This window comes from Chryseobacterium sp. BGA-UO-ETr-SB22 (assembly GCF_059567885.1).
Genome location: NZ_JCAQOV010000005.1, coordinates 1,169,532 through 1,195,914 on the forward strand (window position 1 = coordinate 1,169,532; position 26,383 = coordinate 1,195,914).

Below are 26,383 nucleotides of genomic sequence, written 5' to 3' on the forward strand. Positions count from 1 at the left end.
TATTGAAGTAAACGAAACATCAGATTGTTTTCAGATACAACTCCTGTACTTCTTGTGCAGTAAAGGCTTTGGAAGGTAAATTCTGCACCAGTTCTCCCTGCTTCATAATACCGATATTAGTGGCTACACTTACCGCATTGAAAATATCATGGGTAGCCATTAGAACCGTTCTGCCTTCCTTACCGAGTTGGCGTACAATCTCTGTAAATTCTGCTGTAGCTATCGGATCCAGTCCGCTGGTGGGTTCATCTAAAAGCAGGACTTTTGCATCTTTTGCCAACGCAATAGCAATTCCTACTTTCTGACGCATACCTTTAGAATAGCCACCTAATGCTTTCTGGTGAGCGGTTTCCTGTAAGCCAGTACGCTTAAGTAATGCAGATAACTCATCTTTTTGATAATCAAATCCTGCGATCTTAGAGAAAAAATCCAGATTTTCTATTCCAGTGAGATGAGGGTATAAAAGAACAGTTTCAGGAATATAAGCGAGATGTTTTTTTATCTTTTGAGGTTCATCTTTTACAGAAATCTCATTAATGAAAGCATCTCCGGAAGTGGCTCTAATGAGCCCCAGAAGAATATTGATTGTTGTACTTTTTCCAGCTCCGTTTTGTCCTAAAAGAGCGAAAATTTCCCCTTTCTTTACTTCAAGATTAAGAGAATGAAGGGCTGTAAAATCGTTGTATTTTTTATGTAAGTTGATTGTTTTTAACATAGTTTTCTATATTTGTTTTGTGAAAGGATGATGAATAAAGCAATAAAGATGAGGTAGGGCAGCAATAGCTGAAACCACTTCAAATGTTCAGACAAGCTGAATACCTCTATGGTTTGCTGTGCCCAGTTGATAGATTCTGCATTTTTTCCTGAGAAAATAAGCGGGTAGAAGAACAACCGTTTTTTCTCATGGAACTTTTGGAGAGAAGAAGCATACTGCAGCTGATTACTCATATCAGTTTTTGCCAGATGACTCTCTGTAAGCTGCGTATGGAGATTCGGAAGAAGATAGCCTAAATAAGTTGCTGCCTGATTTCGTTTCTGCATTTTTTCAGTGTACAGTTCTGCAGATTTCGCAGACTCAAGATCACCCATATGCTGCATAGCGTAGTACCAGGTCCAGGTAAATGTATCATTTTCTTCTACCGTAAAATTTCTGTATTGAGGATATACTTTGTAAAACTTTTCCATAGTCGGGTGTTTGGCTTCATCCCATTTGTTGTGATAGCCTTCTCTCTGTTCCATAACCGCTTTAAGGGATTCATGTACAGGATAGATCTTCTGGATCAGGATATTACCACTCATCGGAATGATAAAATTGATGCTGACCCATACAATGAGAAGAATCAATGCATTCTGAGCTGATGATTTCCGGAAAGAGATAACCCATCTGCACAGCGCAAACCAAAACAGAATATAAAGCCATCCACTGATGACAAACGCAAAATAATAAAGGTCTAAAGGTATGTTTATCCATACCGAAGCGATAATCATTAATGCCAGATACACTGCTGTTACAGCACCCAGTCGTATGAGCATTTTATGATCCAGAAGCTTTTGTAAATTGCCACTTTGAACTGACAGCAGCTTCCAGGTTCCTCTTTCTTCTTCCTCAGAAATCAGATTATAACAAAAAGCGACAATCACCAACGGGAAAAGGAATACAACCACAAAACTGAAATCAAAGTTTCCTACAGCAGCATTGGCTGGATTATAAAAATCAGAATTATAACGCTGTTCTTCAAGATTCCGGATGGTGACTCCCTGTATAGAAGGATTTAAATCACGCATTCCGATATTCAAGGCAGCCAGTCTGGGAGTTTCATTCACCAGATTAAACTTAATATAATAAAGAACCAATCCCAGATCATCTTTATGAAACTTCGTATTCCTTTCTATGCTTTCTTTCTGGAATGCTCCGCTTTTAGAAATAATATCTTCATTCCGGTCCAGAAATTTCTTCCCGGTATAAATAGCCATCATCCCGGCCATGAATAAGAATAACAACGCAATGATATATGCTTTGTTACGGTAAAATTGTATGTATAAATAACGATTCATCTAGATTAATTTTAATTTTCTTCCACTTATTTCAATGGCAGCGATACCTATTGCTAACCAAAGAAGTAAAGCAACAGCAGGTATTGACTGCTCTTTCAAGCTGTCCAAAACATTCGTATACTGATAATTAAAGTCCGGGAATTTCTTCCAGTTATCTTTATCAATCACAGCAGGCGGTCCTCCTTTTTCCGGTTTTATATTACTGATATGCTTTATCTGCAGATCATTTAAGTGTTGAGCCATCTGATAACGGTATTCTTCAGCCTGCTTTTGAAACTGGGTATAAGAGAAGAAATCAGTACCTGTTGCAATCATTGAAAAATTTTTAACAGCAATGGCAGGATTGATTAATCCCGAAATGTCTGTGAGGTTTTGTTGTTTGTGGTAAATGGTCTGCAATTCTTTCTGATGCCTGATATAGATCCGGGAACTTATCTTTTCCCCTTCCTTCATGACAAACCCGCCGTAGTTGAAGGGAAGTTCATTAGTCGTACTTACTTTATAATGAGCGAGTAGAGAATCTTTAATTTTCTTAAAATGGGGATCGTCGGGGTTGTGGCTGTCTCCCGATTTTAAAATATCCTTTTCCAGATTGGTCTCAAAAGCAATACGGGAAGGAGCCGGATATAAATTCTGCGCTGCAAATTGAACTCCTTTTGGCAAAACAATAATGAAAAGAAGCCAGAACCCGATAAGACCGATCAGTGCTGAAGAGGTACTTTTACTGTTCGCAGAAACGATAACCGTTAAGGCGCTGATGAAAAAATAATAGATCATATAAGCGGGCATCAGCAATGATAAACGCATCAGGATATCAGCCAAATCTGTAGTTTGTGACATTAATGCAGCCACAAATACAACAGGAATTACCGGAATCAGGAAACATAAAGAAAACAGCCAGAGTCCCAGAACTTTTCCCCAGATAATATCTCTTCCCGATGCCCCTTGTACACTGATGATTTTTAAGGTAGCGTTCTCACGTTCCTGTACTATTAATCCAAACCCTAAAAAAAGAATAATCAGAGGTACAATACTCTGCAGAATAAAAGCACTGCTGAAAGCTCCGAATCTTACCAAAGTACCTGAACTTCCTGCTTCCGAAAGATTGGCTGTATTCTGTTTATGCGCTTCCAGGAATATCACATTTCCAAGATAGTCATCTAATCCGTTGTCAAAAATATTCAGTGGATGCCCGATTCTGAAAACCAGATAGCCGTAATGAGCCATACGGTGCGGATGTTTATCAGGCCTGTGTTCCCAGTGTTCCCGGACTTCTTCCCGGTATTCCTTTATTTTTGAAAAAGAATCGGTGTATTTTGTAAACCCAATGCCGATGCTCAGCATACAGAAGAGGAGTACAGTGATGGTGATGAGCAGGTTCTGTTTCCCTTTAAACAGGTCCTGCCAGGTCTTTCTCACAATCAGTTGTAAGTTTGAAATAGCCATAATTTAAAATTTATAAGTAGCAGTTAGTAAATAGTTTCTTGGGGTACCTGGAAAGAGTCTTAAGTAATTCTGAGCGCCGATCCAGTAGACCTTATTGGTAATATTATTCAGGTTAAAAGCCAGCTGAATAGATTTTGCTGGAGTATAATACAATGCAGCGTCTATGGTGGTATATGCCGGAAGCTCAAAACTTCTTGTAAACCATGGTACTTTTGAACTTTGATAAAGCATTCCCGCTCCAATTCCAAAGTCTTTTATAAACTCTATGGTTGAAAAATTGTAGCGCGTCCAGATATTGAAAGAATTTTTAGAAGTATTTTCTTTCCTTTTCCCCACAAGATCAGGATTCGTATCATCCAGTATTTTAGCATCAATATAGCTGTAACCTCCGTAAATATGCCATTGAGGAAGAATATGTCCCGAAATCTCAGCTTCAAATCCACGGCTCCGGTCGGCCCCTCGCTGTACAAGTTCATCCGGTTCCGAAGGATTGTTGGCATTGATTAAAATATTTCTCTGATTGATCTCATACACAGCAAGATTCAATGAGATTTTTCCAAAAAGCTGTGCTTTCATTCCCAGTTCTTTAAGATCGGATGTCAAAGGTTTAAATCTGGCAGCAGATCCTGTAAGGCTGGAGGTATTGGGCATTAATGTCACCGTATTGGATTGTGGCTGGAACCCCGTAAGGTAAGTTCCGTAAAAATTAATGTTATCCGTAAGACTATAAGTGATCCCGAATCTGTACAGAAGTTTATTATTCCGGAATGAAGACTCATTGGATTCTTTGAAATTGGTAATGTCCTGAAACCATTCCTGACGTATTCCAGATAAAATTTTAAACTTTTTCCACGTGAAAAAATGCTGAATATAGGCAGCGTGTGTAGTGGTAAGAGCAGAAGGCAGGGGAGCTATGACATTCAAAGTATTAAAATCATTACCCTGATAATTATCTGCACCCTGATTCAGATCAAACGGAGTGACGTTGGGCTTAGGAATGAGTATTCCGTTGTAATTGAAAGTCTGATAATCAGCAGCATTGGCTGGTTTGTAAGAAGGAGCTACAGAACCATTCTTTAAAAGAAAACCTCTTGCGGCATTTTGCTGTCCGCCTTTACGTTTTTCCCAGATCTGACTGTCATAGCCTATTAAAGCCTGATGCTGAACAGCTCCGGTTTTGAATTTAAAATTAAAATAAGCATTGATATTGTCTGTTGCCCAGTTTTGTTTTCTTTGTACAAACTGCATCATTGCAAGACTGGAAATCGGTTTGTTATCCATATCAGGGACAAAAGAATTGGTTGTTCGGTGTTCCTGCAGGTTTTCTCTCCAGTATTGTTTCATATAGGAGGCATTAAAACTGATGGATTGGTTAAAATGATGGGCAACACTTCCCATTAAAATCAATTCCCTGGTTTTAAAAAAATCATCAGGAGCTCCAAGGTTCAAAGATCTTGGAGTACTATACAAATCTGTTTTTCCTGCAACAGCACCGAAAATGGGTTGTCCTCTGTCCAGGTTTCCATAAAGATCATTGAAAATCATTTCTACATTCACAGAGGTCTTTTCATTGGGAACAAAGGTGATGGAAGGAGAAATCAGGATCCCGCTGTTTTTGACGTGATCCCTGAACGAATGAGCATTTTGGTAAGCGCCATTAAAACGATACAGCAGGGTTTTACTCTTATTTAAAGGGCCTGTAAGATCTGTAGTAACACGGTAAGTATCGAAACTTCCTCCCGATGAACTGATCTCGTGGCGGGAAGTTGACAATGGTTTTTTAGTAACCATATTAATTGTTCCTCCGGGATCTACACTGGACATTGTAATGCTTGCCGGACCTTTGAAAATTTCCACACGTTCGATATTGGAAGTCATAGGCTGTAGAAAATAATACTGTCTTGTCCGCATTCCATTGATAATCTGTCCTTCTTCATTTTGACTGATTCCACGGATGTTGTATTGGTTGTAATAGCTGGAAGGAGAGACTCCGTTCACATTTTTCATAACATCTCCAAGCTGAAAGGCCTGGCGGTCGGTGATTAGCTCCTTGGTGACCGTATTAAGGGTTAAAGGAAGCTCTTTGTTTTTCATAGCAATCTTGGTAGCAGCAAAAGAGTAGTCGGATGTATAATCTTTAGACTTTCTTCCGATGATCTCAACTGTTTGTACCACTGTAGATAAGGAATCTTCAGAACGGGACTGAGCATACAGAAATGAGGAGGCGGTGAGGAAACTTAAACTTAAAAGTTTCACAGAATTTGGGGAAATACAATGAATTATTCCCGAATAATTAAAATTACTGGTAATCATGAATAGGAATGTACGGGCAGTGAAAACGCCCATTAATAAAAGGATATCTTTACTTGTGTGAAAACACAGGTATCCACGGAATCACAGTACAGACTAAGAAATCTGTATACAAAAAATAGGGGCAGTATTATAGATTAAGCTGCCGCGAAAAATGAGGATGGGGGAGCTCGGGAGCTGAAGAAGTCGAGAAGACAACGGTACCAAATGGCTTTCGGTTGAGGCATTTCGCTGTCATTTGTACTATTGATGGCAAAATCCATGTCCAAAGGTTCAGGAAGGAGAACATTGCTCATATGCATATGAAGCACACACTGACATTCGTCGTCCTGTGAAAAGGTAGGAATTTTCTCTTCTTTGGAACCTTTTTTATAGATCACTTTACTCTTTGCGTGCTTAGCATGATCAAGACATGTGCTTACACCGCTGACATTAGAAACAAATATCAGAAGTAAAGAGAAAACAAAAAAGACTCTGAGAAATTTTTGCATAATAGAAAAACAAAAGTACAATTTAATTTGATAAAAATGGGATGATGAAGAAAAAGTAACAGATATTTTTCAAGCTATGATTTCGAACCTAATGATTTTATCTTCCGTAGGGCCCATGAAATATTTTCCATAGCAGTATGATCCAGATCATATTTTGTGATATAAACACTTATTATATTTGGCCCATTGAAATTTCATATTTCTGACAAATTACAGTATAACCTTCCGATGATTCGGGAGGTTTTTGTTTTATATTAAGTTTATAAGTTACAGCCTCAATAAATCTAGAGATTGAGCAAATTCAGCAAACATGCGCTAACAAGCCGAAGATAAGCAACAACCGTAAAATACAGAGATCTTAGCAGATAATAAGAAAGTCAGTACATAAAAGGAAAACAATAATAACACTGGATAAAAACAGGTGTTTTTCCTCACAGTTTTGGGATTTACAATTTTAATTTTGCTGAGCAATACATAAAACTAAATACATGAAAACATCACAAAAAGGAATCAGTCTGATTGTATCATTTGAAGGCTTCAGCGCTAAGCCTTATCTGGATGCTGCAGGAATTCCAACAATTGGGTATGGTAACACTTATTATCCTGAAGGAAAGAAAGTGACCATGAAAGATCCAGCAATTACAAAAGAACAAGGAGTAGAGCTATTCGCTGAAGTCCTGCCAACTTATGAAAAGATCGTGAACTCAAAAGTGAAAATAGAACTTAATCAGAATCAGTTTGATGCTTTGGTTTCTCATGCTTATAATACCGGAGGATCTGAAACTTTGTTTTCTTTAATTAATAAAAAAGCAGAAGAGCAGGCAATCAGAAATTGGTTTACAAAACGATATATTACTTCCGGAGGAAAAATTTTAAATGGTTTGATCCGGAGAAGAAAGGCTGAAGCTGAGCTGTTTTTTTGCGAAATAAGCTGAAGTACTATAAGACCGTTTTTAAATAGCATTATGGTTTACCGTAATATTGCATTTTGTAAATAATTGTATATTTGTTTTAATACAATAACCATCAGATAAAAAATGCCAATTCCAGACTTTGACCATAATCATGTGTTGCCTCCCCACTTAGGTGATCCCAGAATTAGATTAAATGTTTCTCCATATGAATGTACAACATTAGAATTATGTGAGAAGTTTTCCACATCTGCTGTGCGCATTGATTTATTAAAGAAATTTATTGAGTTTAGATCAAGAATGCGTGATGTGGGTTTGAATTTTGGTTTTCAGTGGATTGATGGTAGTTTTCTGGAGAATATTGAAAAATCAGAAAGTAGAGATCCCAAAGATATAGATGTTGTTACATTTTTTGGAAATTTAACAATTCCTGAACAGCGTACAGTCAATACCATATTTCCTGAGTTCTTCAGTCCTTTATTAGCTAAAAGCACATATAAAGTGGATCATTATCCGGTTCATTATGACTATGATCCAGGTTTTACAGTAGAATCGGCAAGATATTGGATACAATTATTTACACATAAACGAAATGGAGTTTGGAAAGGAATATTGAAAATACCTTTAAATACAATGTATGAAGATGATAAAGCATTACTTTACTTAAATTCACTTTAATCATGAGTATCTTTAGCAAAATACAATATATTAACGCGCAGATTGCTGATACTGAAAGATTACTAGATATGGTAAGGGATCATCCATTTATGTCTATTGGTCTTAAAGAAAAAATAGATATGTTGAGGCTGGAACTCGAAGAAATGCCTACTATATCTTATGATCCAGTAATAGAATTTTTATTTAGTGGAAATGCTGTGTCAGGTTCTGAAGGGATAAAATCAACATTTGTCAGTAAGATTATATCACCCATTCAAGGACTAGTAAAGACACAATTAGCAATTAAGAAATATGGAAAGACAGGAAGTAGAGGACGTGCAAAGAAAAAAGCTAATAATGATCTTTACTTGACTGCTCTACCCACGGGGTCTTTTGGAATAGAATTGACAAAAATGGATTACGATGAAAATGATTTGTATGATCAGATAGAAACATCAGAGGCGATGAAGGATGTTATAGAAATGATTAAAAATACAGCCGAAAGTGATGATTCTTTTCAATCAGTTGTTGAAAATACTCCTAAAAGAAATTTAAGTTACCTTAAAAAGCTTTTGCAAGAAATTTCAAATGAAAAGTCAATTCTTAAAATGGATAGTGGTGAATTGCATGTAGAACTAACAAGTGAACAAGTAGATGCGGCTGCAAAAAGAGTTTCTTCTGCTGTAGAAGATGAAGACGAACTTTTTCTGAAAGGAATATTTAGAGGTTTACTTTTAGATTCCAATAGATTTGAAATTTTAGATGAAGCGTCAAATTCAATATCAGGGACAATCAGTAGTGAACTTGATGAAGAATCTTTGGTTGAATATGATAGATTATTTCTTAATAGAGAATGCCTGATTCACTTGAAAACATACAAAATAAAATATACTACAGGGAATGAGAAGACAGAATATGAATTGTTAGAAATAAGAGATATATAAAAAAAATAATCCCCACCTATTAGTGGAGATTGTTTTGCTATCTAATCGCTATATATCCTGCAAATGGCTCATGACTTTGCATTATTATAGTATTATTCATGCTTGTGTAGTTTAACATATTTGGTGTAATTAATCCCATTACTGTTTTTGCTTCTGGGTCTAAATATCTGAACGCTTGCATTAATGGAGTTTCCAATGTTTCATTGGTTTGTAATAAAATAATATAAACACCTGGTGCTAGTTCTTGCCATTGATCAATTGTGAATTCGATTGTCATAATTATTATATTTTTTAAGCACCTAATCTACAAACAATTCAAAATCAATCCTTACGGTTTCCCGTAGAGTTATAACTACAGTCTCTCCGTATATTTACGGAGTTTGTATAAACTAAAAGTACAAGTCAAAGTTTTTTTAATGTCCTCGGTTTGCCGGGGATTTTTGCGTTAAAAGAAAATGTACCACAAAAAGAACGATTTCATTAAACAGTGAAGCTTATGGCATATGCATTGTTCGTGATAAAAAGAGTTTTTAAGAGAGACTTTATTTAACACCACATCATTATAACTTATAATTCATTTTGCACTTTTACCTCCCAATTCAAGGGAGGTTTTTTGTTGGGAAAGGCTTAAATATATAAGTCTGAATAGGTAGCCCAACAGATGATTTCTCGAATTTTTTTAAAGAAGATTTATTGCGAATGGAAAGTATATATGAATATTTTGATTCGGGAGATAATCCGGTTTTATTCCAAAATTTATATAAATATTATTTTTATAAAATATGATTATAGGTAAAATTTCCCTTTAATCTTATCAGCCAGATTGATACAGACCATAGCGGTATTATTGACAAAGATCTTTTTCATCAATAAATAGACAAGTTCAGCAATCGCCCCTTATTGAATGTACTTAATTTTGACTGTATATAATGAGCTTAAGACATTTCGAATATTTTTAATAAATGGGATAAGTTATTATATGATGTAAATCATAATTGATTTAATGTTCTGATTATTAATATTTTATACTTTATAATTCATAGAATTTATTTTGAATAATTTTAAATAAGACAAAATAGTCTTATTTAAAATTTTGTTGCTGTATCTTTGCTGAAGAATAATATAGTCTACCTCTGATTATTGATGAGTGACTATTAAAACATAAAAGATGTTCAGCATTTTTACAAATATCAACAGGAAAGCATTCATTAATGCCATTATTGCAACCTTAGTGGTCATCGCTATGACAGTAATAGGGTCCGTTAATCTTCAAAACTTTGATGCAGCGTTAATTATTTATTTCTTCGGAACAATCAGTATGACTTTTGGAGTGGTCTATCACCATTCGGTATGGAAACAGCGTCCGGCAACACAGAAATATTGGAAACGTACATGGGAATTTATTTTCAGTAAAGATTATCCCGTATACCTCAAAGAAGTGATCCGTTTATCGGTTCGTAATATTTTATTTCAACGGTTTATTCTTCCAAGAGGTAAGGCGAGATGGTTTGGGCATTTTCTTTTAGCCACAGGATGTCTTATCTCTTTTGCAGTAACATTTGGATTGACATTCGGGTGGATGCATTTTACCTTAAAGGAAGGAACTACTGATATGTACGAAACCCATATGATGGGTTTTACAGTGATGACTTTCCCACTCAATACAATAATGGCTCTCATATTATTTCATATCCTGGTCTGGACCGCCATTATGGTTATTATCGGATGTCTGATTATGATGCACAGAAGATTTGTGGATGAAGGACAAATAGCAACCCAATGGTTTGAAAGAGACTGGCTGCCATTGATCTTACTTGTAGCGGTTTCTGTTACAGGGTTGGGAATTTGGTTTGACTATTCCTTTCTGGAAGGGAAGATGAGCCAGTTTATGGCAATTACCCATGCCATTACCGTAGCGCTGTTTCTGATGTGGATTCCTTTTGGAAAGTTCTTTCACATTTTCCAAAGACCTGCGCAGGTAGGAGCCAATATTTATAAAATTGAGGGAAAACGCAGAGGAATGCAGGTTTGCCCACATACCGGAGACGAGTACACTACAACAATGCATATCGAAGACTTAAAAGAAATTACAAAAGAAATGGGATTTGATCTTGAGCGTGAAGACGGTAAAAGCTATTTAGACTATAGCCCGGAAGGAAAAAGAGCAATGCTTGCAAAAGCACACTTTAAAGCAAGACAGGAATCAGGAACTTATTTTGGTTAAAATAAAATACAATGGCAAAATTACCCGTATCAGCCGACGAAATCATCAGTGTATTCGGACCACATCAACACTATCCGAATAAAGGAACAGTAAGATCTAATCCTCAGAATCCTGATGCCTTAATAAAAACACATTGCTGCTTTTGTGGTCTGCAGTGTGGAATTCAGCTAAAAGTAAAAGACAAAAAAGTGGTAGGCTTTGAGCCTTGGAACGACTTTCCCTTTAATGAAGGAAGACTATGTCCCAAAGGAGTTCAGCGGTATATGCAGGACAATCATCCGGATCGTTTACTTTCACCTTATAAAAGAGTAGAAGGAAAAGGCTTTGTACCTATAGAATGGGATGAGGCATATGATGCAGTCATTAAAGAAATCAGAAGAATACAGGACCAGTATGGGAAAAACGCTTTTGCAATGCTTTCCGGTGTTTCACTGACCAACGAAAAAAGTTATATGGTAGGAAAATTCGCCCGTGTTGCTTTAAAAACTGCTAATCTTGATTACAACGGCCGTCTTTGTATGGTAAGTGCTGGGGCAGGAAATAAAAAAGCATTCGGGATGGACCGCTCTTCCAACAGCTGGGCAGATTTAGCACATGCAGAAGTCATTATCATTACCGGAGCCAATGTAAGTGAATGTTTTCCGGTTCTTACACACAAGATTTGGGAAGCCCGCGATAATGGCGCGAAATTAATTGTGATTGACCCACGTCAGATACCCATTGCAAGAACTGCAGATATTCATTTACCCCTTAGACCGGGAACCGATTCTGCATTAACGAATACGATGCTTAAAGTTCTGATTGATAATAACTGGCTGGATAATGATTTCATTAACAATTATACCTCAGGATTTGAAGAAACAGCCGAGGCAGTAAAAGAATGTACATTAGAATGGGGTGAAGCCGTTACAGGCATTCCAAAAGAATTGATTTTTAAAGCCGCAGAAATGTGGGGGAAAGCAAAAACCAGCTTCCTGATGCATGCCCGAGGAATAGAACATCATTCCAAAGGAGTTCAGAATGTTTCAAGCTGTATCAATTTGGTGCTGGCAACAGGCAGAATCGGTAAACCTTATTGCGGTTACGGAACAATTACCGGACAGGGGAATGGCCAGGGTGGAAGAGAACATGGTCACAAATGCGATCAGCTTCCCGGAAACAGAGATATTGAAAACCCGGAACACAGAAAATTTGTTGCCGATGTATGGGGAATCAAAGAAGAAGATATGCCGCGAAAAGGATTGAGTGCTTACGAGATTATCGAAGCCATCAACCGCGGTGAGATCAAAGGGCTTTTATCAATTTGTTTTAACCCGCTGGTTTCATTACCCAATAATAACAATGTTCGTGCAGCATTAGAAAAACTGGAATTTTATGCCGGAATTGATTTCTTTTTATCCGAAACCCTGCGTCATGCCAACATCATTCTTGCAGGTTCATTGCAGGAAGAAGAAGAAGGAACAACTACCTCAGCAGAAGGCCGTGTAATAAGAATCCGGGGTGTAGTAGAACCACCGGGGAAAGCCAAGAGAGATAGTGAAATTCTGATGGAATTGGCAAGAAGATTAGGCGAAGGCGATAAATTCAATTATAAAAATAGTGAGGAAACTTTTAATGAATTAAGAGTCGCTTCAAAAGGCAGTGCAGCAGACTATTACGGCATTACTTATGAAAGAGTAGAAAAGAATTTAGGTATTTTCTGGCCTTGTCCTACTGAAGATCATCCTGGAACACCAAGGCTTTGGGAAGACAAACAATTTAATACCAACGATAAAAAAGCACATTTCAATCCTACCCCTTACAGAAAGCCAACCGAAGAACCGGATGAAGAGTATCCGATTGTTCTAACTACAGGAAGAGTGGTAAGCCAATATTTAAGTGGTTCACAAACGAGAAGAATTGGAAAATTAGTAGACCTGTATCCGGAACCTTTACTGGAAATTCATCCCAATCTTGCCGCAAAATATGGTATTGAAGAAAATGATCTGATCAAAGTTTCTACCCGAAGAGGAAATGCTTTGTTTCCTGCAAATGTGGTGGAAACAATCAGACAGGACACGGTATTTATCCCTTACCATTGGGGCGGCGTAAACTCAGCCAATCAATTAACGATTGATGCTTTGGATCCTGTTTCAAAAATTCCTGAGTTTAAGGTCTGTGCCTGCAAAATAGAAAAAACAGGAAGGAAAAAAGGAGAGCATTCAAAAGAATTTGCCAATCAAAGCAGAGACATTCAATATTAAGTAAAAAAATTATGGCAGAGCAATTTGAAAGATTTAATGATATGGAGTTTTTCGTTGACATGCAGCGATGTATAGGGTGTCACTCGTGTGAGATGGCTTGTGCAGAGTGCGAAACCAATGGAGAAACTTCAATGATTCATATTCATTATGTGGACAGAGCAGAAACAATTCAGACTACCGTTCAGGTATGTATGCACTGTGAAGATCCTATATGTGCCAATGTTTGTCCGGCAGATGCCATCACAAAAGATGAATACGGAATTGTTCACACAGCAGACACTTCCAAATGTATCGGCTGTGCCAACTGTGTTATCGGCTGTCCGTTCGGAGTTCCGCAAATTCCGGATCAGAGCGCAATGCTGATGATGAAATGCAACATGTGCTACGACAGAACCAGTACGGGACTGAAGCCTATGTGTGCCACAGTTTGCCCAAGTGGGGCATTAACCTTTGATACCAGAGAAAACGTAGCTAAAAAAAGACCGAACAGTACACCGGTAAACCGCTTTATTTTCGGAAAAGAAATAGTAAACACAAAAGTAAATATAATGATGCCGAAAGGCAGTGAAGAATTAAAAGTCTTTTAAAACTAATTACAATGTCAGAAGATAATAAAAAAATACCCGCCTGGAAAGCCGATTTTCCGATTAAAAAACGTGAAGCAGCCTATGTTTCCCGAAAAGAATTCATCAAATTGATTACCTTTTTCTCAGGGACTTTAGCTTTGGCCAATGTTGCAGTTCCTGCATTCAATTTTTTTAAAGAAGAAAAGGAAATAGGGCAATATTTTGTTGGATTAACTACAGATCTCAATGTAGGGGGAATGCGGACTTTCTACATCAATGAAGACCATAGAACGCCTTATATGCTGATTCGTTTGGCGGAAGATAAATGGAAAGTCTTCGAGCAGAAATGCACCCACCTTTCCTGTTCTGTTTTATACAATCATAATGAAAAAGTCATAGAATGTCCTTGCCACCACGGCTTTTTCAATCCGGAGGATGGTTCTGTTATACAAGGACCACCACCCAGACCACTTCCGCAACTTACAGTTGTCATCAAAGAAGATAAAATATTCGTAACAGATTTCGTAAAACAAACCGCAGAATCTCACGGATAGATTCACCCCCAAAAATAAATAAAGATGTCAGTACGAAAGAAACCCATAAAAAAAGTAACCTTCAGAGTCAATGAAATGCTTGTAGCCATTATCAGTGTTTATATTTTACTGGTAAGTCTGCAGATGTGGCTTCTGTTTGGAACCATCAATAAAGCTTTAGACAAAGAGCATCTGGACTTTTCAACTTATTCAGCCATTGCTTCAGTCATCATATTTCTATGTACAGTTTTCTTTTTAAGATACGTACCCGATATCCCGACTGGTCAAAATAAAAAACAGGAAGATGAGAATGACCACGCCTACTAATCTGCTTGATGCTTTTGGCAGAAAACATGATTATCTCAGACTTTCGGTTACCGACAGCTGTAATTTCAGATGTCTGTACTGTATGCCGGATGAGCCTTTTAAAAGTACTCCTTCCATCGAGTTGATGAACAGTCAGGAGATCTTTGAAATTGCAAAAATTTTTGTTAATGAATTTAATATCAATAAAATCCGGATTACGGGTGGAGAACCTTTGGTAAGAAATGATTTTGAAACAATTATCCGCCAGATTTCAACATTAGGGACAAGTATAGGAATAACGACCAATGGTGTTTTGCTTCACAAATATTTTGAATTATTTCAGGAATGTGGGGTTAAAAACCTCAATATCAGTATTGATTCTTTAGATCGGGATAAGTTCAAATATATTACCAAAAGAGATCTGTTTCAAAAAGTCTGGGAGAATATCAAAGAAAGTATCAAAAGAGGATTTAATGTTAAGCTGAATGTGGTTATCATGCGGGGTTTCAATGAAGATGAAATTCCTGAATTCATTGCCTTATCACATCATTACCCGATTGAGCTGAGGTTTATAGAATTTATGCCCTTCAGCGGAAACTCCTGGGAAAAAGAAAAAGTTATCCCCATTGCGGAGATGCTCAGTCTGATTTCTCAGCATTTCAAGTATGAAAAGATGGAAGATCATAAAAATGATACTTCCAGAAAATATAGAGTCAACGAAGAAAGTAAAGGTGTTTTTGGTTTGATTTCTACCATGAGTAATTCATTTTGTGCAGGGTGTAACCGGATCAGAATAACATCCGATGGAAAAATGAAAAACTGCCTTTTCGGTGCCGATGAGTTTGATTTGCTTAAAGCTTTCAGAAATAAAGAAGAAATAACAGAACTCATACAACTCGGTATAATCAAAAAACACAAAGAAAAAGGCGGACAATTTTCTGAAATGGAAAGTGTCAGGAACCAATCAATGATTAACCGGAGTATGATCAAAATAGGAGGATAATTTTTTTATCAACCGATAGGATAAAAAAGACATAACGAACTGTACTAAACTCAATAACTTATTAACAATGAAAGGATTAATTAAATTCATTGCTGTTGTCATGATAACACTCACAATGACGCAATGTACAAAATCGGAAACGGCTCAGGCTGAAAAATATGCAGAAACTTCACAAGCCGCTTCTGAAAAAGAAAACCATAAGCACGATGATAAAGATGATCTGAAATATGTAAGCCGGGAAGTACAGGTAAAAGGAGATGTAGTCAATCCGCTTACCTTAACCGTAGATTCTTTGAAAAAAATGAATGTGAAGGAACTCAATGACTTCAAAATTGTCTGTCAGAGCGGTTTAACCAAAGACAGCATAGAATCTACAAAAGCTGTTCTTCTTACTGATATTTTAGATAAAGCAAAAATTGCCCAAAAGGATCACAAAGACCGTAATTTTTACATTGTTGCCCGCGCTTCAGATGATTATAAGGCTACATTTTCCTGGGCAGAATTATTCAACAATCCGGCAGGGGAAAAAGTATATGTGGTGTTTGAACAAAATGGAGAACCACTCAAGAAAAAAGGGGAAATGATTGTGGTAAGCCTTTCTGACACCAAAACAGGCCCGCGTCACGTAAAATGGCTGAAAAGCATAGAAGTGACCAGAGTAAAATAATCAAATTGAAAATTTCAAACGAAAAAAGATGAACCATTTTATATCCGTTTCCGAAGCCAGAAAAATCATTCAGAATCAAATTTTCATAACTGAAAAAACAGAGCTCTCACTTTTAGAAGCACAGGGGTTTTATGCTGCAGAAGAAATACGGGCAATTTTAGATGTTCCCTCTTTCGATAACTCAGCAATGGATGGGTATGGTTTCCGTTTTGAAGACCTGGCATATTATACAGAATTGAAGGTTACCCAAATCATTCCCGCAGGAATTTCAAAAAATGACTTTGTTTTAGGCAGGGGAGAAGCTGTTCGCATTTTTACAGGCGCTAAAATTCCGGACGGTGTTGATACCGTGGTGATGCAGGAAAAGGTGAAGCAGAATGAACATCTTATTCATTTTACTAATGAAATTCAAAAGGGTGAAAATATTCGACTGAAAGCTTCACAGACACAGTCAGGAACTGTGATTGTTGAAAAAAATACATATATCAATCACGCATTGATCGGATTTCTGGCAGGATTTGGAATTGAAAAAATTACGGTGTATCAGCGCCTGAAAATAGGACTTGTTTTCACTGGAAATGAATTGGTTGAACTGGGAAATTCTTTGGCAGAAGGTGAAATTTACAATTCCAACAGATATACTCTGCAGGCAGCTTTAGCAGAAATCAATCATCAGTTCTCGTGTATAAAGCATGCTGAAGATACAGAAGATGCGACGTTTCATGCGATCAAAGAAGCTTTAGATCATAATGATATTGTACTCATAACAGGGGGAATTTCGGTCGGGGATTATGACTATGTGAAACCTGCTCTGGAAAAACTGGACGTTAAAGAATTATTCTACAAGATCAGACAAAAACCTGGAAAACCGCTGTTCTTCGGAAAGCAAAATGAGAAATTTGTTTTTGCATTACCCGGAAATCCGGCTTCTGTTTTTTCCTGTTACCATCAGTATGTGAAGCCATTCCTGCTTGGATGTTTCGGTCGTCAGAACTTTGAAGAAGAAGTGGATTTTGCTATTTCAGAATCTTACGTAAGAAAAAAAAGCAATGAGCAGACTCAGTTTCTGAAGGCATTCTATTCCAAAGGAAATGTTCGTATTCTCAGCGGTCAGGAATCCTATAAAATGAATTCGGCAGCTCAGGCCAATTGTCTGGTAGAATTTTCTGAAACGGCTACCGAAATAAATATTGGTGAAAAAGTGAAAATATGGAAAATCTGAAAATCAAAGGAAGGATATGGATAGAAACCGGATCCGGTCTGAAGATTGGTATTGGAAGAGCCAGACTTTTAGAACATATTCATCAGTTGGGAAGTATAGCAGAAGCAGCAAAAGCACTGAAAATACCCTATCGGAAAGCCTGGGGAATCGTGCGTGATATTAATTCTAATGCCTCCTGTGAAATTGTTACAAAAGAAGTGGGAGGAAAATCCGGTGGGCAAAGTCAGCTCACTGATTACGGAAAACTCATCGTTGAAAAATTTAAAACAGCAGAAGAGTTTTTTTTGAAATTCTCAAAAGAAACCATTTAAATACTATGAAAGCAGTTGTTTTAGCAGGAGGTCAAAGCTCCAGAATGGGTCAGAACAAAGCCCTGATGAAGCTGGGTCAAAAAACTGTAATAGAATATGTAATAGATAATCTGTCGCAGGTTTTTGATGAGGTTTATATTTCTGGTAATCATTCAGATTATCCTGATTCTAAAGAAATTATTAAAGATGTTATTGCTCATAAAGGCCCGATGGGCGGCATTCGTTCGGCCTTAGAATACTGTAAAGACGATATTTTTGTCTGCAGCTGTGATATGCCTTTCTTTTCATCAGAATTAATAAAGAATATACTTCAAAGAAAAGAGGAAAACAGGATAAATATAGCGCAGTATCAAGAAAAAGTGTATCCGGTTGTGGGTATTTACCCTTATCGCTTTCTGGATGCCTTCACAAAATCAATAGAAAAAGAAAATCTGAAAATGATGCATTTTCTTCAGCAGCAAAATGCCAATTATATAAAGTTGAGTGGTGATTTTGAACATCAGTTTTTGAATATCAATACACCGGAATGTTTTAAGAATGCTGAAATTTTAATCAAAGAGTTAAGATCATGAAAAAGAATTATGTGATTGCAGGTGCAATTTTGTTGTCACTGAATATGTTTGCACAAGAGCAGATAAAGACTGATACCTTACAGAAGTTGTATGAAATTCAAGAGGTTAATATCCATGGAAAAGAAAAAAATGAAGGACCCATTACCCGAATTGATGCTAAGCTGATGCAGGATTTCAACAAAATGAATGTGGTAGATGCAGTCAATCTACTGCCGGGTGTAGGCATCACGCAGATGGGAGCAAGGAATGAAGGAAGCATTCTGGTACGAGGATTTAACTCCCTCAGAACACCGGTTTTTTATGACGGAATTCCTATTTATACCCCTTATGACGGTAATTTTGATTTGAGTCGTTTCACCACTTTTGATATCAACAGTATTTCCGTGGAAAAAGGATTGGTTTCCGTTCAATATGGTCCCAATACGATGGGTGGTGCTGTGAACATTGTATCCAGAAAACCAGTAAAGGCTTTGGATATTGACGGTCAGTCAGGCGTAGGTTTTGCTGACGGAACCGGTATTAACTCTTACTTTACGTCGCTCAACATCGGGACAAGACAAAATAAATATTACCTGATGGGATCCGCTTCCATATTGAAAATTGATAATTATTTAATTTCCAGAAAGTTTGACCGTACAGAACTACAGCCATCATTAGAAAGAGAAAATTCGGGATCTATTGATGCCAGATTAAGTGCAAAATTTGGGTATACACCTAACAAAACAGATGAATACTCATTGAGTATTCTTTCACAAAATGCTGAAAAGAATATCTCACCCAATGCCTATAATAAAGGAAACAGCAATTGGCGCGATTACCCGGTATATGATAAGAAAAGTATATACATTAAAACAAAGACCTTAGTTGCTCCCAAAACGTTCCTGAATTTTACTGGATATTACGATACCTATTACAATAAAATGAAACAGTATGACAATAATACCTATACTTTGCTCAACAAGAATTCCTCTTTTTCGAGCGTGTATGATGACTATTCATTAGGTGCGATCCTCAATCTGACCACTGAAGCGGTTAAAAACAATGTCATTACGCTTTCAGTGAATAACAAATATGATTCACATACAGAATACAACGAAGAAATTTTAGCTGACAGCACTTCTGGGCAAAAGTTCAAAGCCGGAGAACCGGAACAAAACTATAAAGACAACACTTTGTATGTTGGTTTAGAGGATGTTGTGACTATCAATTCCTTTTTAAAAGCAATTATTGGGGCATCTTTTAATTCGAGAAACAATATCAAAGCTCAGGAATACGGAACTCATTATGAGACAGGAGAAAAGAATGTTTTATATGACTTCCCGAAAGGATCTGATCATGCATTTGATTACAAAGGAGGAATTATTATACAACCTTTTAAAAATCATACCATTACAGCATCTGCATCCAAAAGATCAAGATTTGCTTCTCAGAAAGAAAGATATTCCAGCCGTTTTGGAAATCAGGTTCCCAATCCGGATTTAAAATCAGAATATACATGGGCTTACGACCTTACTTATTCAGCAAAATTGGGGAATAAGTTCAACTATGAAGTTTCAGGATTTATCAATACGATACGGGATGCCATTTTTGCAAGAACAGTGGGATATCAGGACAATGGAAATCCCATTATCCAGAATGTAAATATCGGTAAGGCAATATTTCAGGGATATGAATTGGCCCTGAATTATATCCCGGTTAAGAATATCACGTTGGGAGCCAATTACAGTTATATTGATATGAAAGATATGACGGATGGAAGTAACGAGAAATTCACCGATGTTCCTAACCATAAAATGATGGCTTACACAAAATTAGAAGCTCCGTCGCTTCGCTCTGTCCTTAATGTCAATGTAGAATTTTATGGAAAAAGATATATAACCAGTACAGGAGATCAGGCACCTGAATTTACTTTGGTGAATGCCAAACTCTCTGTAAATATTGTAAAAGGGGTAAACTTTGACTTCGGTGTAAGAAACCTGTTAGATAGAAATTATTATCTGTCTTATGGCTATCCGAAAGAAGGAAGATCATTCATAACTGCATTAAACTATCACTTTTAAAAAATGAAATAATGACACTTAAAATATTTGGAAAACTTACAGACATCTTCAAGAACGGTCAATATGATTTAGACACGGAAAACATCAATAATGTTTCTGATTTAAAAAACCTGTTGTATGAAAAATTTCCGGCTTTAAAAGAACTTACATTTTTAATTGTCGTGAACGGGGTAAAGGCTGAAGAGGAGCAATCTATTTCCGGTGATGCAGAAATCGCTTTGCTGCCGCCTTATTCAGGAGGTTGATTTTAATGATTTGATAATTAGAAGGAATGAAAGCCTTTGAGTAAACAATTGGCTAACCTTATGTTGCAAATAAAAACTTCTTTAAGAATGGATTTAAAAAGATACAACAGACAAATGATACTCCCGGACTTTGGAATCACCGCACAGGAAAAACTCGCTGAATCTTCAGTTTTGGTTGTCGGTGCAGGAGGTTTGGGATGTCCCGTTCTTCAGATTCTGGTTTCTTCCGGAATAGGAGCAATAGGAATCGTTGATTTTGATATGGTAGAGATGGATAATCTCCACAGGCAGTTTCTGTATGATGAACAGGATGTGGGAACACCAAAAGTCATTGCAGCAGTTGAACATTTGAATAAGATGAATACAGATACTGAGATTGCAGCATTTCAGGAGATGCTCACATCAGATAATGTATTTTCCATTATTCATAATTTCGATGTCATTGTAGACTGTACGGATAATTTTACAACCCGGTATTTACTGAATGATGCCTGCGCTCTGTTGAGGAAACCATTGGTGTATGCATCTATTTTCAGGCATGAAGGCCAGATTTCTGTTTTCAATGTAGAAAAGGACAATAAGGTAACCAATTATCGTGATCTTTTTCCGGTATCACCCAATCAGAATGAAGTCCCTGATTGTAATGAAGCAGGAGTTTTACCAGCGCATTCGGCTGTGATAGGTACTTTTCAGGCCAATGAAGTAATCAAGCTGTTAATTGGTTCGGAAGATGTGCTGATTCATAAACTGTTGTCTTTCAATACCAGAAATTACCAATCAATGATTGTTAATTTTAATCCATGCAAAGAAAAATCAGGACCCGAAACAATTGAACAATTTAAAAATTTCAACTACGAAGAATTCTGTAATATCAGGAAAGAAAATGAAATTCGGTCAACTGCAGATTTACAAACATTCCTGAATCAGAAAAACAGCATTCTGATTGATGTTCGGGAAACAGATGAGCTGCCGAGATTAAACTCATTCCAGGCTTTGGAAATTCCGTTAGCTTCCCTCGGACAAAATTTGAAAACATTAGAAAACTACGAAAATCTATGCTTTATCTGTGCCTCAGGAAAGAGAAGCAGAAAAGCATTAGAACTTACCCAAACATATTTTCCGGAAAAAGAAATCAAACATTTTCCAGCTGGAGCAAAATCAATATTATCATGAAAAAAATAAAAAATATATTTATTGAAGGCCCTATCAGTCCATCATTTGTCGCTGAAAGTATTGCCAAACATACCGTTAAAACCAATATTGGCGGACACAGTATTTTTCTGGGACAGATTCGTGAAGACGCGATTAATGATAAAAAAATTCAATCCATGGAATTTACTGCTTATCAGGAAATGGCATTGGAAAAAGCCCATGATATCCGGGAAGAAATCATCTCAAAATATAAGCTGATATGTGCACATATCTACCATTCATTAGGAAATATCAAGGTTGGAGAGATCTGTTTATTTGTCTTTACTTCTGCTGAGCATAGAAAAGAAGCCATCAATGCCTGTGACGAAATGGTAGATAGAATTAAGAAAGAAATTCCTTTGTGGGGAAAAGAGATTTTAGAAGATCAATCCCATACCTGGAAAGAAAACAGATAAGCAAAAAATAAGGTTTTAATAACAAAATTAATTACAGAAATATGGTCAATATCACCCACAAATACAGTACACTTAGAAAAGCTATTGCCGAGGCAATAGTGAGCGTAAGTTCACAGGATACTATCGATGCCATTGTAAATCATAAAGTTCCGAAAGGAAATGTATTTGAAATGTCAAAGACTGCAGGTTTATTTGCTGCCAAAAAAACAAGCGATGTTATTCCGGACTGCCATCCGCTTCCGATAGAATATACCTCAATTCAGTTTGAAATCAGGAATCTCGATATTCATGTCACCTCAGAAATTCATACCATTTACAAAACCGGGGTAGAAGTGGAGGCCATGCATTCGGCATCTGTAGTAGCACTCACAATGTATGATATGCTCAAGCCTATTGATAAGAATATTGAAATCAAAAATATTAAACTGCTGGAGAAAAAAGGAGGAAAATCAGATAATAAAGATTCTGGAGAAGGTATTGATGCATCCGTAATTGTTTGTTCAGATAGCATTTTTGCAGGGAAAAAAGAAGATAAAGCTGGAAAAGCAATTATTGCAGCTCTGGAAAAACATCATGTAGATATTAATGATTATGTTGTTATTCCTGATGAAATCAAGGAAATTCAAGACAAAATAAAATCAGATGTGGAGCAGGGAACCAGACTTATCATGATCACGGGAGGAACCGGACTGTCAAAACGGGATGTAACACCTGAAGCTGTTCGCCCTCTTCTGGAGCGGGAAATTCCCGGTGTTGCAGAAGCTATAAGAAGCTATGGACAGCTGCGAACCCCTTATTCAATGCTTTCCAGAAGTCTGGCGGGTATGATTGGCGATACCCTTGTCATTGCCCTTCCAGGTTCTACAAAAGGAGCAGAGGAATCAATGGACGCCCTATTTCCGGGAATTCTTCATATCTATAAAATAGTGGCGGGAGCCCAGCATTAAAAACGGAACAAAATCAATACAATAAAATAATCTAAATAGTTAAAAATGAGTACCAATATCCAATCTGCATTAGGAGAATATCTGTTTTTAGCCATGGGAGAATGTAACGGACATAAAGTCGTTATGGGAATTGGCTATACCCTTGAATATGCTGATAAAAAGGCAAAACAATTTGAATCATCAAGTGGCGGAACTGTTAAATACATTGATATTTCTGTGATAAAAACCGGTGATAAAGAAAAATGCAAAACATTGGAAAAACTGAAGTAATTCTTCTGTTTATCATGTTTTTTGAGCAGTCTATGATGTTGTATTATAAATCTTTCTTTTTATACGATTCGTACTATGAATAAATTGATCCCATTAAAATTTTTACAGAGTGTTTTTTTTATTTCACTTCTCATTCTTAGCTGTACAAAAAATCCTTCAGAGCATGCACAAAACGGTCAAAGTTCTGTAATTTCTGTGGCAGCGGCAGCCAATCTCAGAGATGTTTTAGAAGAATTCAAGGAAGTTTATGTAAAAGAAAATCCTGATAGAAAAGTTGAAGTTAGCTATGCGTCTTCAGGATTGCTGGTTCAGCAAATAATAAACGGAGCACCTTTCGATCTGTTTCTTTCAGCAGATTCTTCATTTCCTGAAAAGATTAAAGATACCCATAAAGCTTTCGGGAATTCTTCAGTCTACACCTATGGAAGGATTGCTCTGTGGAGCTCGAATTTAGACGTTTCGGAAGGTTTGAAGCTTGTATTAAACCCAAAAGTTAAAAAAATAGCCATTGCCAACCCGAAACTTGCTCCTTACGGGAAAAATACTGTTGAAGCTTTGAAAAAATCCGGTTTATATACGGTGATTGAACATAAAATTGTCTGGGCAGAAAATATTAATCAGGCAGCACAATTTGCTTCTTCTGGTAATGCTGATATTGCCTTTGTTGCTCTTTCCAATGTGATAGGTAAAGAAATGACAGGAAAAGGGAAATTTTATGAGCTTTCAGAACAGGAGTCATCTCCAATTCCACAAAGCGGTATTATTCTGAAAGGGAAAAATACAACGGAAGCACAGCTTTTTTTCGATTTTATTAAAAGTGAAAAAGCAATAAAAATCTGGAAAAAATATGGCTATAAACCCGTAATTAAATTCTAATGCTGGATCAGGATTTTGTTTACACCTTACTTCTCACCGGAAAATTGGCACTGGTGACCACTACTATTCTGATCATCATTGGAATCCCGGTGGCTTACTGGATTACCTATTCACGATTTAAACTGAAATTTATCGTAGAAGCGCTCATTTGTATGCCTATGGTTTTGCCGCCAACGGTGATGGGGTATTACCTTTTGGTGGCCTTCAGTCCTGATAATGCTTTTGGACAATTTTTAGAGCAGTATTTTGATGTCCGGCTTGCTTTTTCATTTAACGGAATTGTTATTGCAAGCATTATCGCCAATTTACCTTTTATGATTCAGCCCCTTCAGAACGGTTTCTCCTCATTGTCCGATGAGTTGAGGCAGGCTTCCTATACGATGGGTAAATCCAAAATCGTTACGCTGATTAAAGTTCTTCTTCCCAACATAAAAACTTCCGTTATTACCGGAATTGCTCTTACGTTTGCACATTGTATCGGCGAATTTGGTATTGTCATTATGGTGGGCGGAAACATTCCTAAAGAAACCAGAATTGCATCCGTTGCAATATACGACCAGGTTCAGGCTCTTAATTTTGAAGCCGCAAACCGATATGCATTTGTACTTTTTATTCTTTCATTTCTTACTTTAGTGCTGATTTATAGTATCAACCGTAAAGTTAATATGACAACATTTCGATGATTGAGATCAATATAAAACACCAGATCTTTACCTCCTCGGGAAATCAGTTTCTTGAGATTAATGAGCAGTTTGAAGAAGGAAGTATTATCCATGTTTCCGGAGATTCGGGAATTGGAAAAACTACTTTTTTTAAAATTATATCAGGATTAATTGCTCCAGATTCCGGACTCATTACAGTAAATAATACAGTTTTAACGGATACAAAAAGCAAAACCTTTCTGTCACCTCAAAAGCGTGATATTGCATTGATGTTTCAACATTATGCTTTGTTTCCCAATATGACTGTGAAAAAGAATATTGAATTTGCACAGAAAAAAAAGGATGAAGAGATCATTAATCACCTTTTAAAAATATTTAATCTGGAAAATCTGAAAAATGCAGCCCCTTCCAGGCTTTCCGGTGGCCAGCAGCAAAGAGTTGCACTGGCAAGAACACTGGTTCAGAATGCCAGAATTGCGCTCTTAGACGAACCTTTTTCAGCCGTTGATCCTTCAATGAGAAAGGTAATGAAAGAGGAGATCGTGAAAACCTCTATCAATCAGGGAGTAACTTTTTTTGTGATCAGTCATAACGAAGATGAGTTTGAAGATTATACCCATAAAAAACTGGTTATCAGATGATTTTTTAATCAACTGGTTTAACCGGGATACTCCATCATTTTCATTACACTTCCAAGATCTTTTAAATCTTTAATTTTATAATCAAAAATTATTTTAACTTTTTCTTTCACTACTACAGCCATATCATGAATAGGGCAGGGATTTTCGCTGCTGCAGATCTTAAGGCCTAAAAGACATGAATTTAGAACTCCTTTTCTTTCAAGGCTTTCGTATATATCCTGAATGGTTAGTTTTTCAAACTGCTCATCATTAAGGTAAAATCCTCCTCCTTTTCCTCTTCCTGAAGAAATCAGTTGTTTCTTGGTAAGCTGCTGCAGAATTTTCGAGGTGAAATGAGTAGGCGTACCAATCTGTTCAGAGATATCAATGATTCCTATTTTTTTTCTCTCGGACGCCAGCACGATACAGGCTTTGATGGCGTATTGACATGTATATGAAAATATCAGCATTCCTTATATATAATTATTAAAGCTAAGAAGAATATCTAAAGTACAAAAATACAAAATCCTGCCTAAAATAAGGTAACTATAAAATAAAGTGAGGTTTAAGGTATTCTACTCATTATAAGTTTTTTTCCGATGTGATTCTCTCAGATTTACATTTCATAACCCCTT

General features: G+C 36.8%; 29 protein-coding genes. 22 read left to right on the plus strand and 7 right to left on the minus strand.

All coding sequences use genetic code 11. The features are described 5' to 3' along the window. Nucleotides 1-19 precede the first annotated feature (19 nt). From AC57AW_RS12560 to AC57AW_RS12580, 5 genes are all read right to left on the minus strand, one after another. Nucleotides 20-715, minus strand: coding sequence for an ABC transporter ATP-binding protein (locus AC57AW_RS12560; RefSeq protein WP_496352147.1), 696 nt, complete (start codon nucleotides 713-715; stop codon nucleotides 20-22). Next, nucleotides 709-2,055 carry a DUF3526 domain-containing protein gene (locus tag AC57AW_RS12565; protein ID WP_496352148.1) on the minus strand — a complete coding sequence of 449 codons (1,347 nt, stop codon included), beginning with the start codon at nucleotides 2,053-2,055 and terminating at the stop codon, nucleotides 709-711. The genes AC57AW_RS12560 and AC57AW_RS12565 overlap by 7 nt, the downstream gene beginning before the upstream one ends. Then, nucleotides 2,056-3,501: an ABC transporter permease gene (locus tag AC57AW_RS12570; protein WP_496352149.1), complete on the minus strand. Its 1,446-nt coding sequence runs from the start codon at nucleotides 3,499-3,501 to the stop codon at nucleotides 2,056-2,058. A 3-nt stretch (nucleotides 3,502-3,504) separates the two neighbouring features. Further along, nucleotides 3,505-5,757 carry a TonB-dependent siderophore receptor gene (locus tag AC57AW_RS12575; protein WP_496352150.1) on the minus strand — a complete coding sequence of 751 codons (2,253 nt, stop codon included), beginning with the start codon at nucleotides 5,755-5,757 and terminating at the stop codon, nucleotides 3,505-3,507. Between the two features lie 191 nt (nucleotides 5,758-5,948). Next, nucleotides 5,949-6,302 (minus strand): hypothetical protein, encoded by a 354-nt coding sequence (locus AC57AW_RS12580; protein WP_496352151.1) that lies wholly within the window; start codon nucleotides 6,300-6,302, stop codon nucleotides 5,949-5,951. Between the two features lie 488 nt (nucleotides 6,303-6,790). Here AC57AW_RS12580 and AC57AW_RS12585 point away from each other — a divergent pair, with 488 nt between their 5' ends. The 3 genes from AC57AW_RS12585 (at nucleotide 6,791) to AC57AW_RS12595 (ending at nucleotide 8,814) form a co-directional block, all read left to right on the plus strand. Beyond that, a complete protein-coding gene (locus tag AC57AW_RS12585) occupies nucleotides 6,791-7,237 on the plus strand; it encodes a lysozyme (protein WP_496352152.1) in 447 nt (148 codons plus the stop codon). 102 nt (nucleotides 7,238-7,339) lie between these two features. Next, a complete protein-coding gene (locus AC57AW_RS12590) occupies nucleotides 7,340-7,891 on the plus strand; it encodes a DUF6932 family protein (RefSeq protein ID WP_496352153.1) in 552 nt (183 codons plus the stop codon). A gap of 2 nt (nucleotides 7,892-7,893) precedes the next feature. Continuing rightward, complete coding sequence (locus tag AC57AW_RS12595; protein ID WP_496352154.1) at nucleotides 7,894-8,814, plus strand: hypothetical protein; 921 nt, start codon at nucleotides 7,894-7,896, stop codon at nucleotides 8,812-8,814. 37 nt (nucleotides 8,815-8,851) lie between these two features. Here AC57AW_RS12595 and AC57AW_RS12600 read toward each other — a convergent pair whose 3' ends face one another. After that, nucleotides 8,852-9,091 (minus strand): hypothetical protein, encoded by a 240-nt coding sequence (locus AC57AW_RS12600; RefSeq protein ID WP_496352155.1) that lies wholly within the window; start codon nucleotides 9,089-9,091, stop codon nucleotides 8,852-8,854. A gap of 891 nt (nucleotides 9,092-9,982) precedes the next feature. Between AC57AW_RS12600 and AC57AW_RS12605 the strand changes: the two genes are divergently transcribed. The 19 genes from AC57AW_RS12605 (at nucleotide 9,983) to AC57AW_RS12695 (ending at nucleotide 25,769) form a co-directional block, all read left to right on the plus strand. Beyond that, nucleotides 9,983-11,038, plus strand: coding sequence for an MFS transporter (locus tag AC57AW_RS12605; protein ID WP_496352156.1), 1,056 nt, complete (start codon nucleotides 9,983-9,985; stop codon nucleotides 11,036-11,038). Between the two features lie 11 nt (nucleotides 11,039-11,049). After that, on the plus strand, nucleotides 11,050-13,281 hold the full coding sequence (locus AC57AW_RS12610) for a molybdopterin oxidoreductase family protein (protein ID WP_496352157.1): 2,232 nt from the start codon (nucleotides 11,050-11,052) through the stop codon (nucleotides 13,279-13,281). An 11-nt stretch (nucleotides 13,282-13,292) separates the two neighbouring features. Beyond that, complete coding sequence (locus AC57AW_RS12615) at nucleotides 13,293-13,868, plus strand: 4Fe-4S dicluster domain-containing protein (RefSeq protein ID WP_149832750.1); 576 nt, start codon at nucleotides 13,293-13,295, stop codon at nucleotides 13,866-13,868. Between the two features lie 11 nt (nucleotides 13,869-13,879). Further along, the gene (locus AC57AW_RS12620) at nucleotides 13,880-14,401 is read left to right on the plus strand and encodes a QcrA and Rieske domain-containing protein (RefSeq protein ID WP_318846066.1); all 522 of its coding nucleotides are present in this window, start codon (nucleotides 13,880-13,882) and stop codon (nucleotides 14,399-14,401) included. Nucleotides 14,402-14,425: 24 nt separating this feature from the next. After that, the gene (locus tag AC57AW_RS12625) at nucleotides 14,426-14,707 is read left to right on the plus strand and encodes a DUF6755 family protein (RefSeq protein ID WP_318846065.1); all 282 of its coding nucleotides are present in this window, start codon (nucleotides 14,426-14,428) and stop codon (nucleotides 14,705-14,707) included. Continuing rightward, on the plus strand, nucleotides 14,685-15,689 hold the full coding sequence (moaA, locus tag AC57AW_RS12630; protein WP_496352158.1) for a GTP 3',8-cyclase MoaA: 1,005 nt from the start codon (nucleotides 14,685-14,687) through the stop codon (nucleotides 15,687-15,689). Before AC57AW_RS12625 ends, moaA begins: the two co-directional genes overlap by 23 nt. A 67-nt stretch (nucleotides 15,690-15,756) precedes the next feature. After that, on the plus strand, nucleotides 15,757-16,356 hold the full coding sequence (locus tag AC57AW_RS12635; RefSeq protein WP_496352159.1) for a molybdopterin-dependent oxidoreductase: 600 nt from the start codon (nucleotides 15,757-15,759) through the stop codon (nucleotides 16,354-16,356). Nucleotides 16,357-16,384: 28 nt separating this feature from the next. Then, on the plus strand, nucleotides 16,385-17,578 hold the full coding sequence (locus tag AC57AW_RS12640; RefSeq protein ID WP_496352160.1) for a molybdopterin molybdotransferase MoeA: 1,194 nt from the start codon (nucleotides 16,385-16,387) through the stop codon (nucleotides 17,576-17,578). Then, nucleotides 17,566-17,889, plus strand: coding sequence for a winged helix-turn-helix domain-containing protein (locus AC57AW_RS12645; protein ID WP_496352161.1), 324 nt, complete (start codon nucleotides 17,566-17,568; stop codon nucleotides 17,887-17,889). Before AC57AW_RS12640 ends, AC57AW_RS12645 begins: the two co-directional genes overlap by 13 nt. 5 nt (nucleotides 17,890-17,894) lie before the next feature. Further along, entirely contained in the window at nucleotides 17,895-18,461 is a 567-nt protein-coding gene (locus tag AC57AW_RS12650; RefSeq protein WP_496352162.1) for a molybdenum cofactor guanylyltransferase, read from the plus strand. Beyond that, nucleotides 18,458-20,521: a TonB-dependent receptor plug domain-containing protein gene (locus tag AC57AW_RS12655; RefSeq protein ID WP_496352163.1), complete on the plus strand. Its 2,064-nt coding sequence runs from the start codon at nucleotides 18,458-18,460 to the stop codon at nucleotides 20,519-20,521. The genes AC57AW_RS12650 and AC57AW_RS12655 overlap by 4 nt, the downstream gene beginning before the upstream one ends. An 11-nt stretch (nucleotides 20,522-20,532) precedes the next feature. Beyond that, a complete protein-coding gene (locus AC57AW_RS12660; protein ID WP_496352164.1) occupies nucleotides 20,533-20,766 on the plus strand; it encodes a MoaD/ThiS family protein in 234 nt (77 codons plus the stop codon). Nucleotides 20,767-20,853: 87 nt separating this feature from the next. After that, a complete protein-coding gene (locus AC57AW_RS12665) occupies nucleotides 20,854-21,939 on the plus strand; it encodes a ThiF family adenylyltransferase (protein ID WP_496352165.1) in 1,086 nt (361 codons plus the stop codon). Beyond that, nucleotides 21,936-22,373: a molybdenum cofactor biosynthesis protein MoaE gene (locus AC57AW_RS12670; protein WP_496352166.1), complete on the plus strand. Its 438-nt coding sequence runs from the start codon at nucleotides 21,936-21,938 to the stop codon at nucleotides 22,371-22,373. The genes AC57AW_RS12665 and AC57AW_RS12670 overlap by 4 nt, the downstream gene beginning before the upstream one ends. Nucleotides 22,374-22,414: 41 nt before the next feature. Beyond that, the gene (gene moaCB / locus AC57AW_RS12675) at nucleotides 22,415-23,320 is read left to right on the plus strand and encodes a bifunctional molybdenum cofactor biosynthesis protein MoaC/MoaB (protein WP_496352167.1); all 906 of its coding nucleotides are present in this window, start codon (nucleotides 22,415-22,417) and stop codon (nucleotides 23,318-23,320) included. Nucleotides 23,321-23,365: 45 nt separating this feature from the next. Then, on the plus strand, nucleotides 23,366-23,590 hold the full coding sequence (locus tag AC57AW_RS12680) for a hypothetical protein (RefSeq protein WP_496352168.1): 225 nt from the start codon (nucleotides 23,366-23,368) through the stop codon (nucleotides 23,588-23,590). Nucleotides 23,591-23,665: 75 nt separating this feature from the next. Continuing rightward, nucleotides 23,666-24,466 carry a molybdate ABC transporter substrate-binding protein gene (gene modA / locus AC57AW_RS12685; protein ID WP_496352169.1) on the plus strand — a complete coding sequence of 267 codons (801 nt, stop codon included), beginning with the start codon at nucleotides 23,666-23,668 and terminating at the stop codon, nucleotides 24,464-24,466. Then, a complete protein-coding gene (gene modB / locus AC57AW_RS12690) occupies nucleotides 24,466-25,149 on the plus strand; it encodes a molybdate ABC transporter permease subunit (protein ID WP_496352170.1) in 684 nt (227 codons plus the stop codon). The genes modA and modB overlap by 1 nt, the downstream gene beginning before the upstream one ends. After that, nucleotides 25,146-25,769 carry an ATP-binding cassette domain-containing protein gene (locus AC57AW_RS12695; protein WP_496352171.1) on the plus strand — a complete coding sequence of 208 codons (624 nt, stop codon included), beginning with the start codon at nucleotides 25,146-25,148 and terminating at the stop codon, nucleotides 25,767-25,769. Before modB ends, AC57AW_RS12695 begins: the two co-directional genes overlap by 4 nt. 17 nt (nucleotides 25,770-25,786) lie before the next feature. Here the strand turns inward: AC57AW_RS12695 and AC57AW_RS12700 are convergent, their stop codons facing one another. Continuing rightward, a complete protein-coding gene (locus tag AC57AW_RS12700) occupies nucleotides 25,787-26,218 on the minus strand; it encodes an RrF2 family transcriptional regulator (RefSeq protein ID WP_496352172.1) in 432 nt (143 codons plus the stop codon). Nucleotides 26,219-26,383 lie beyond the last annotated feature (165 nt).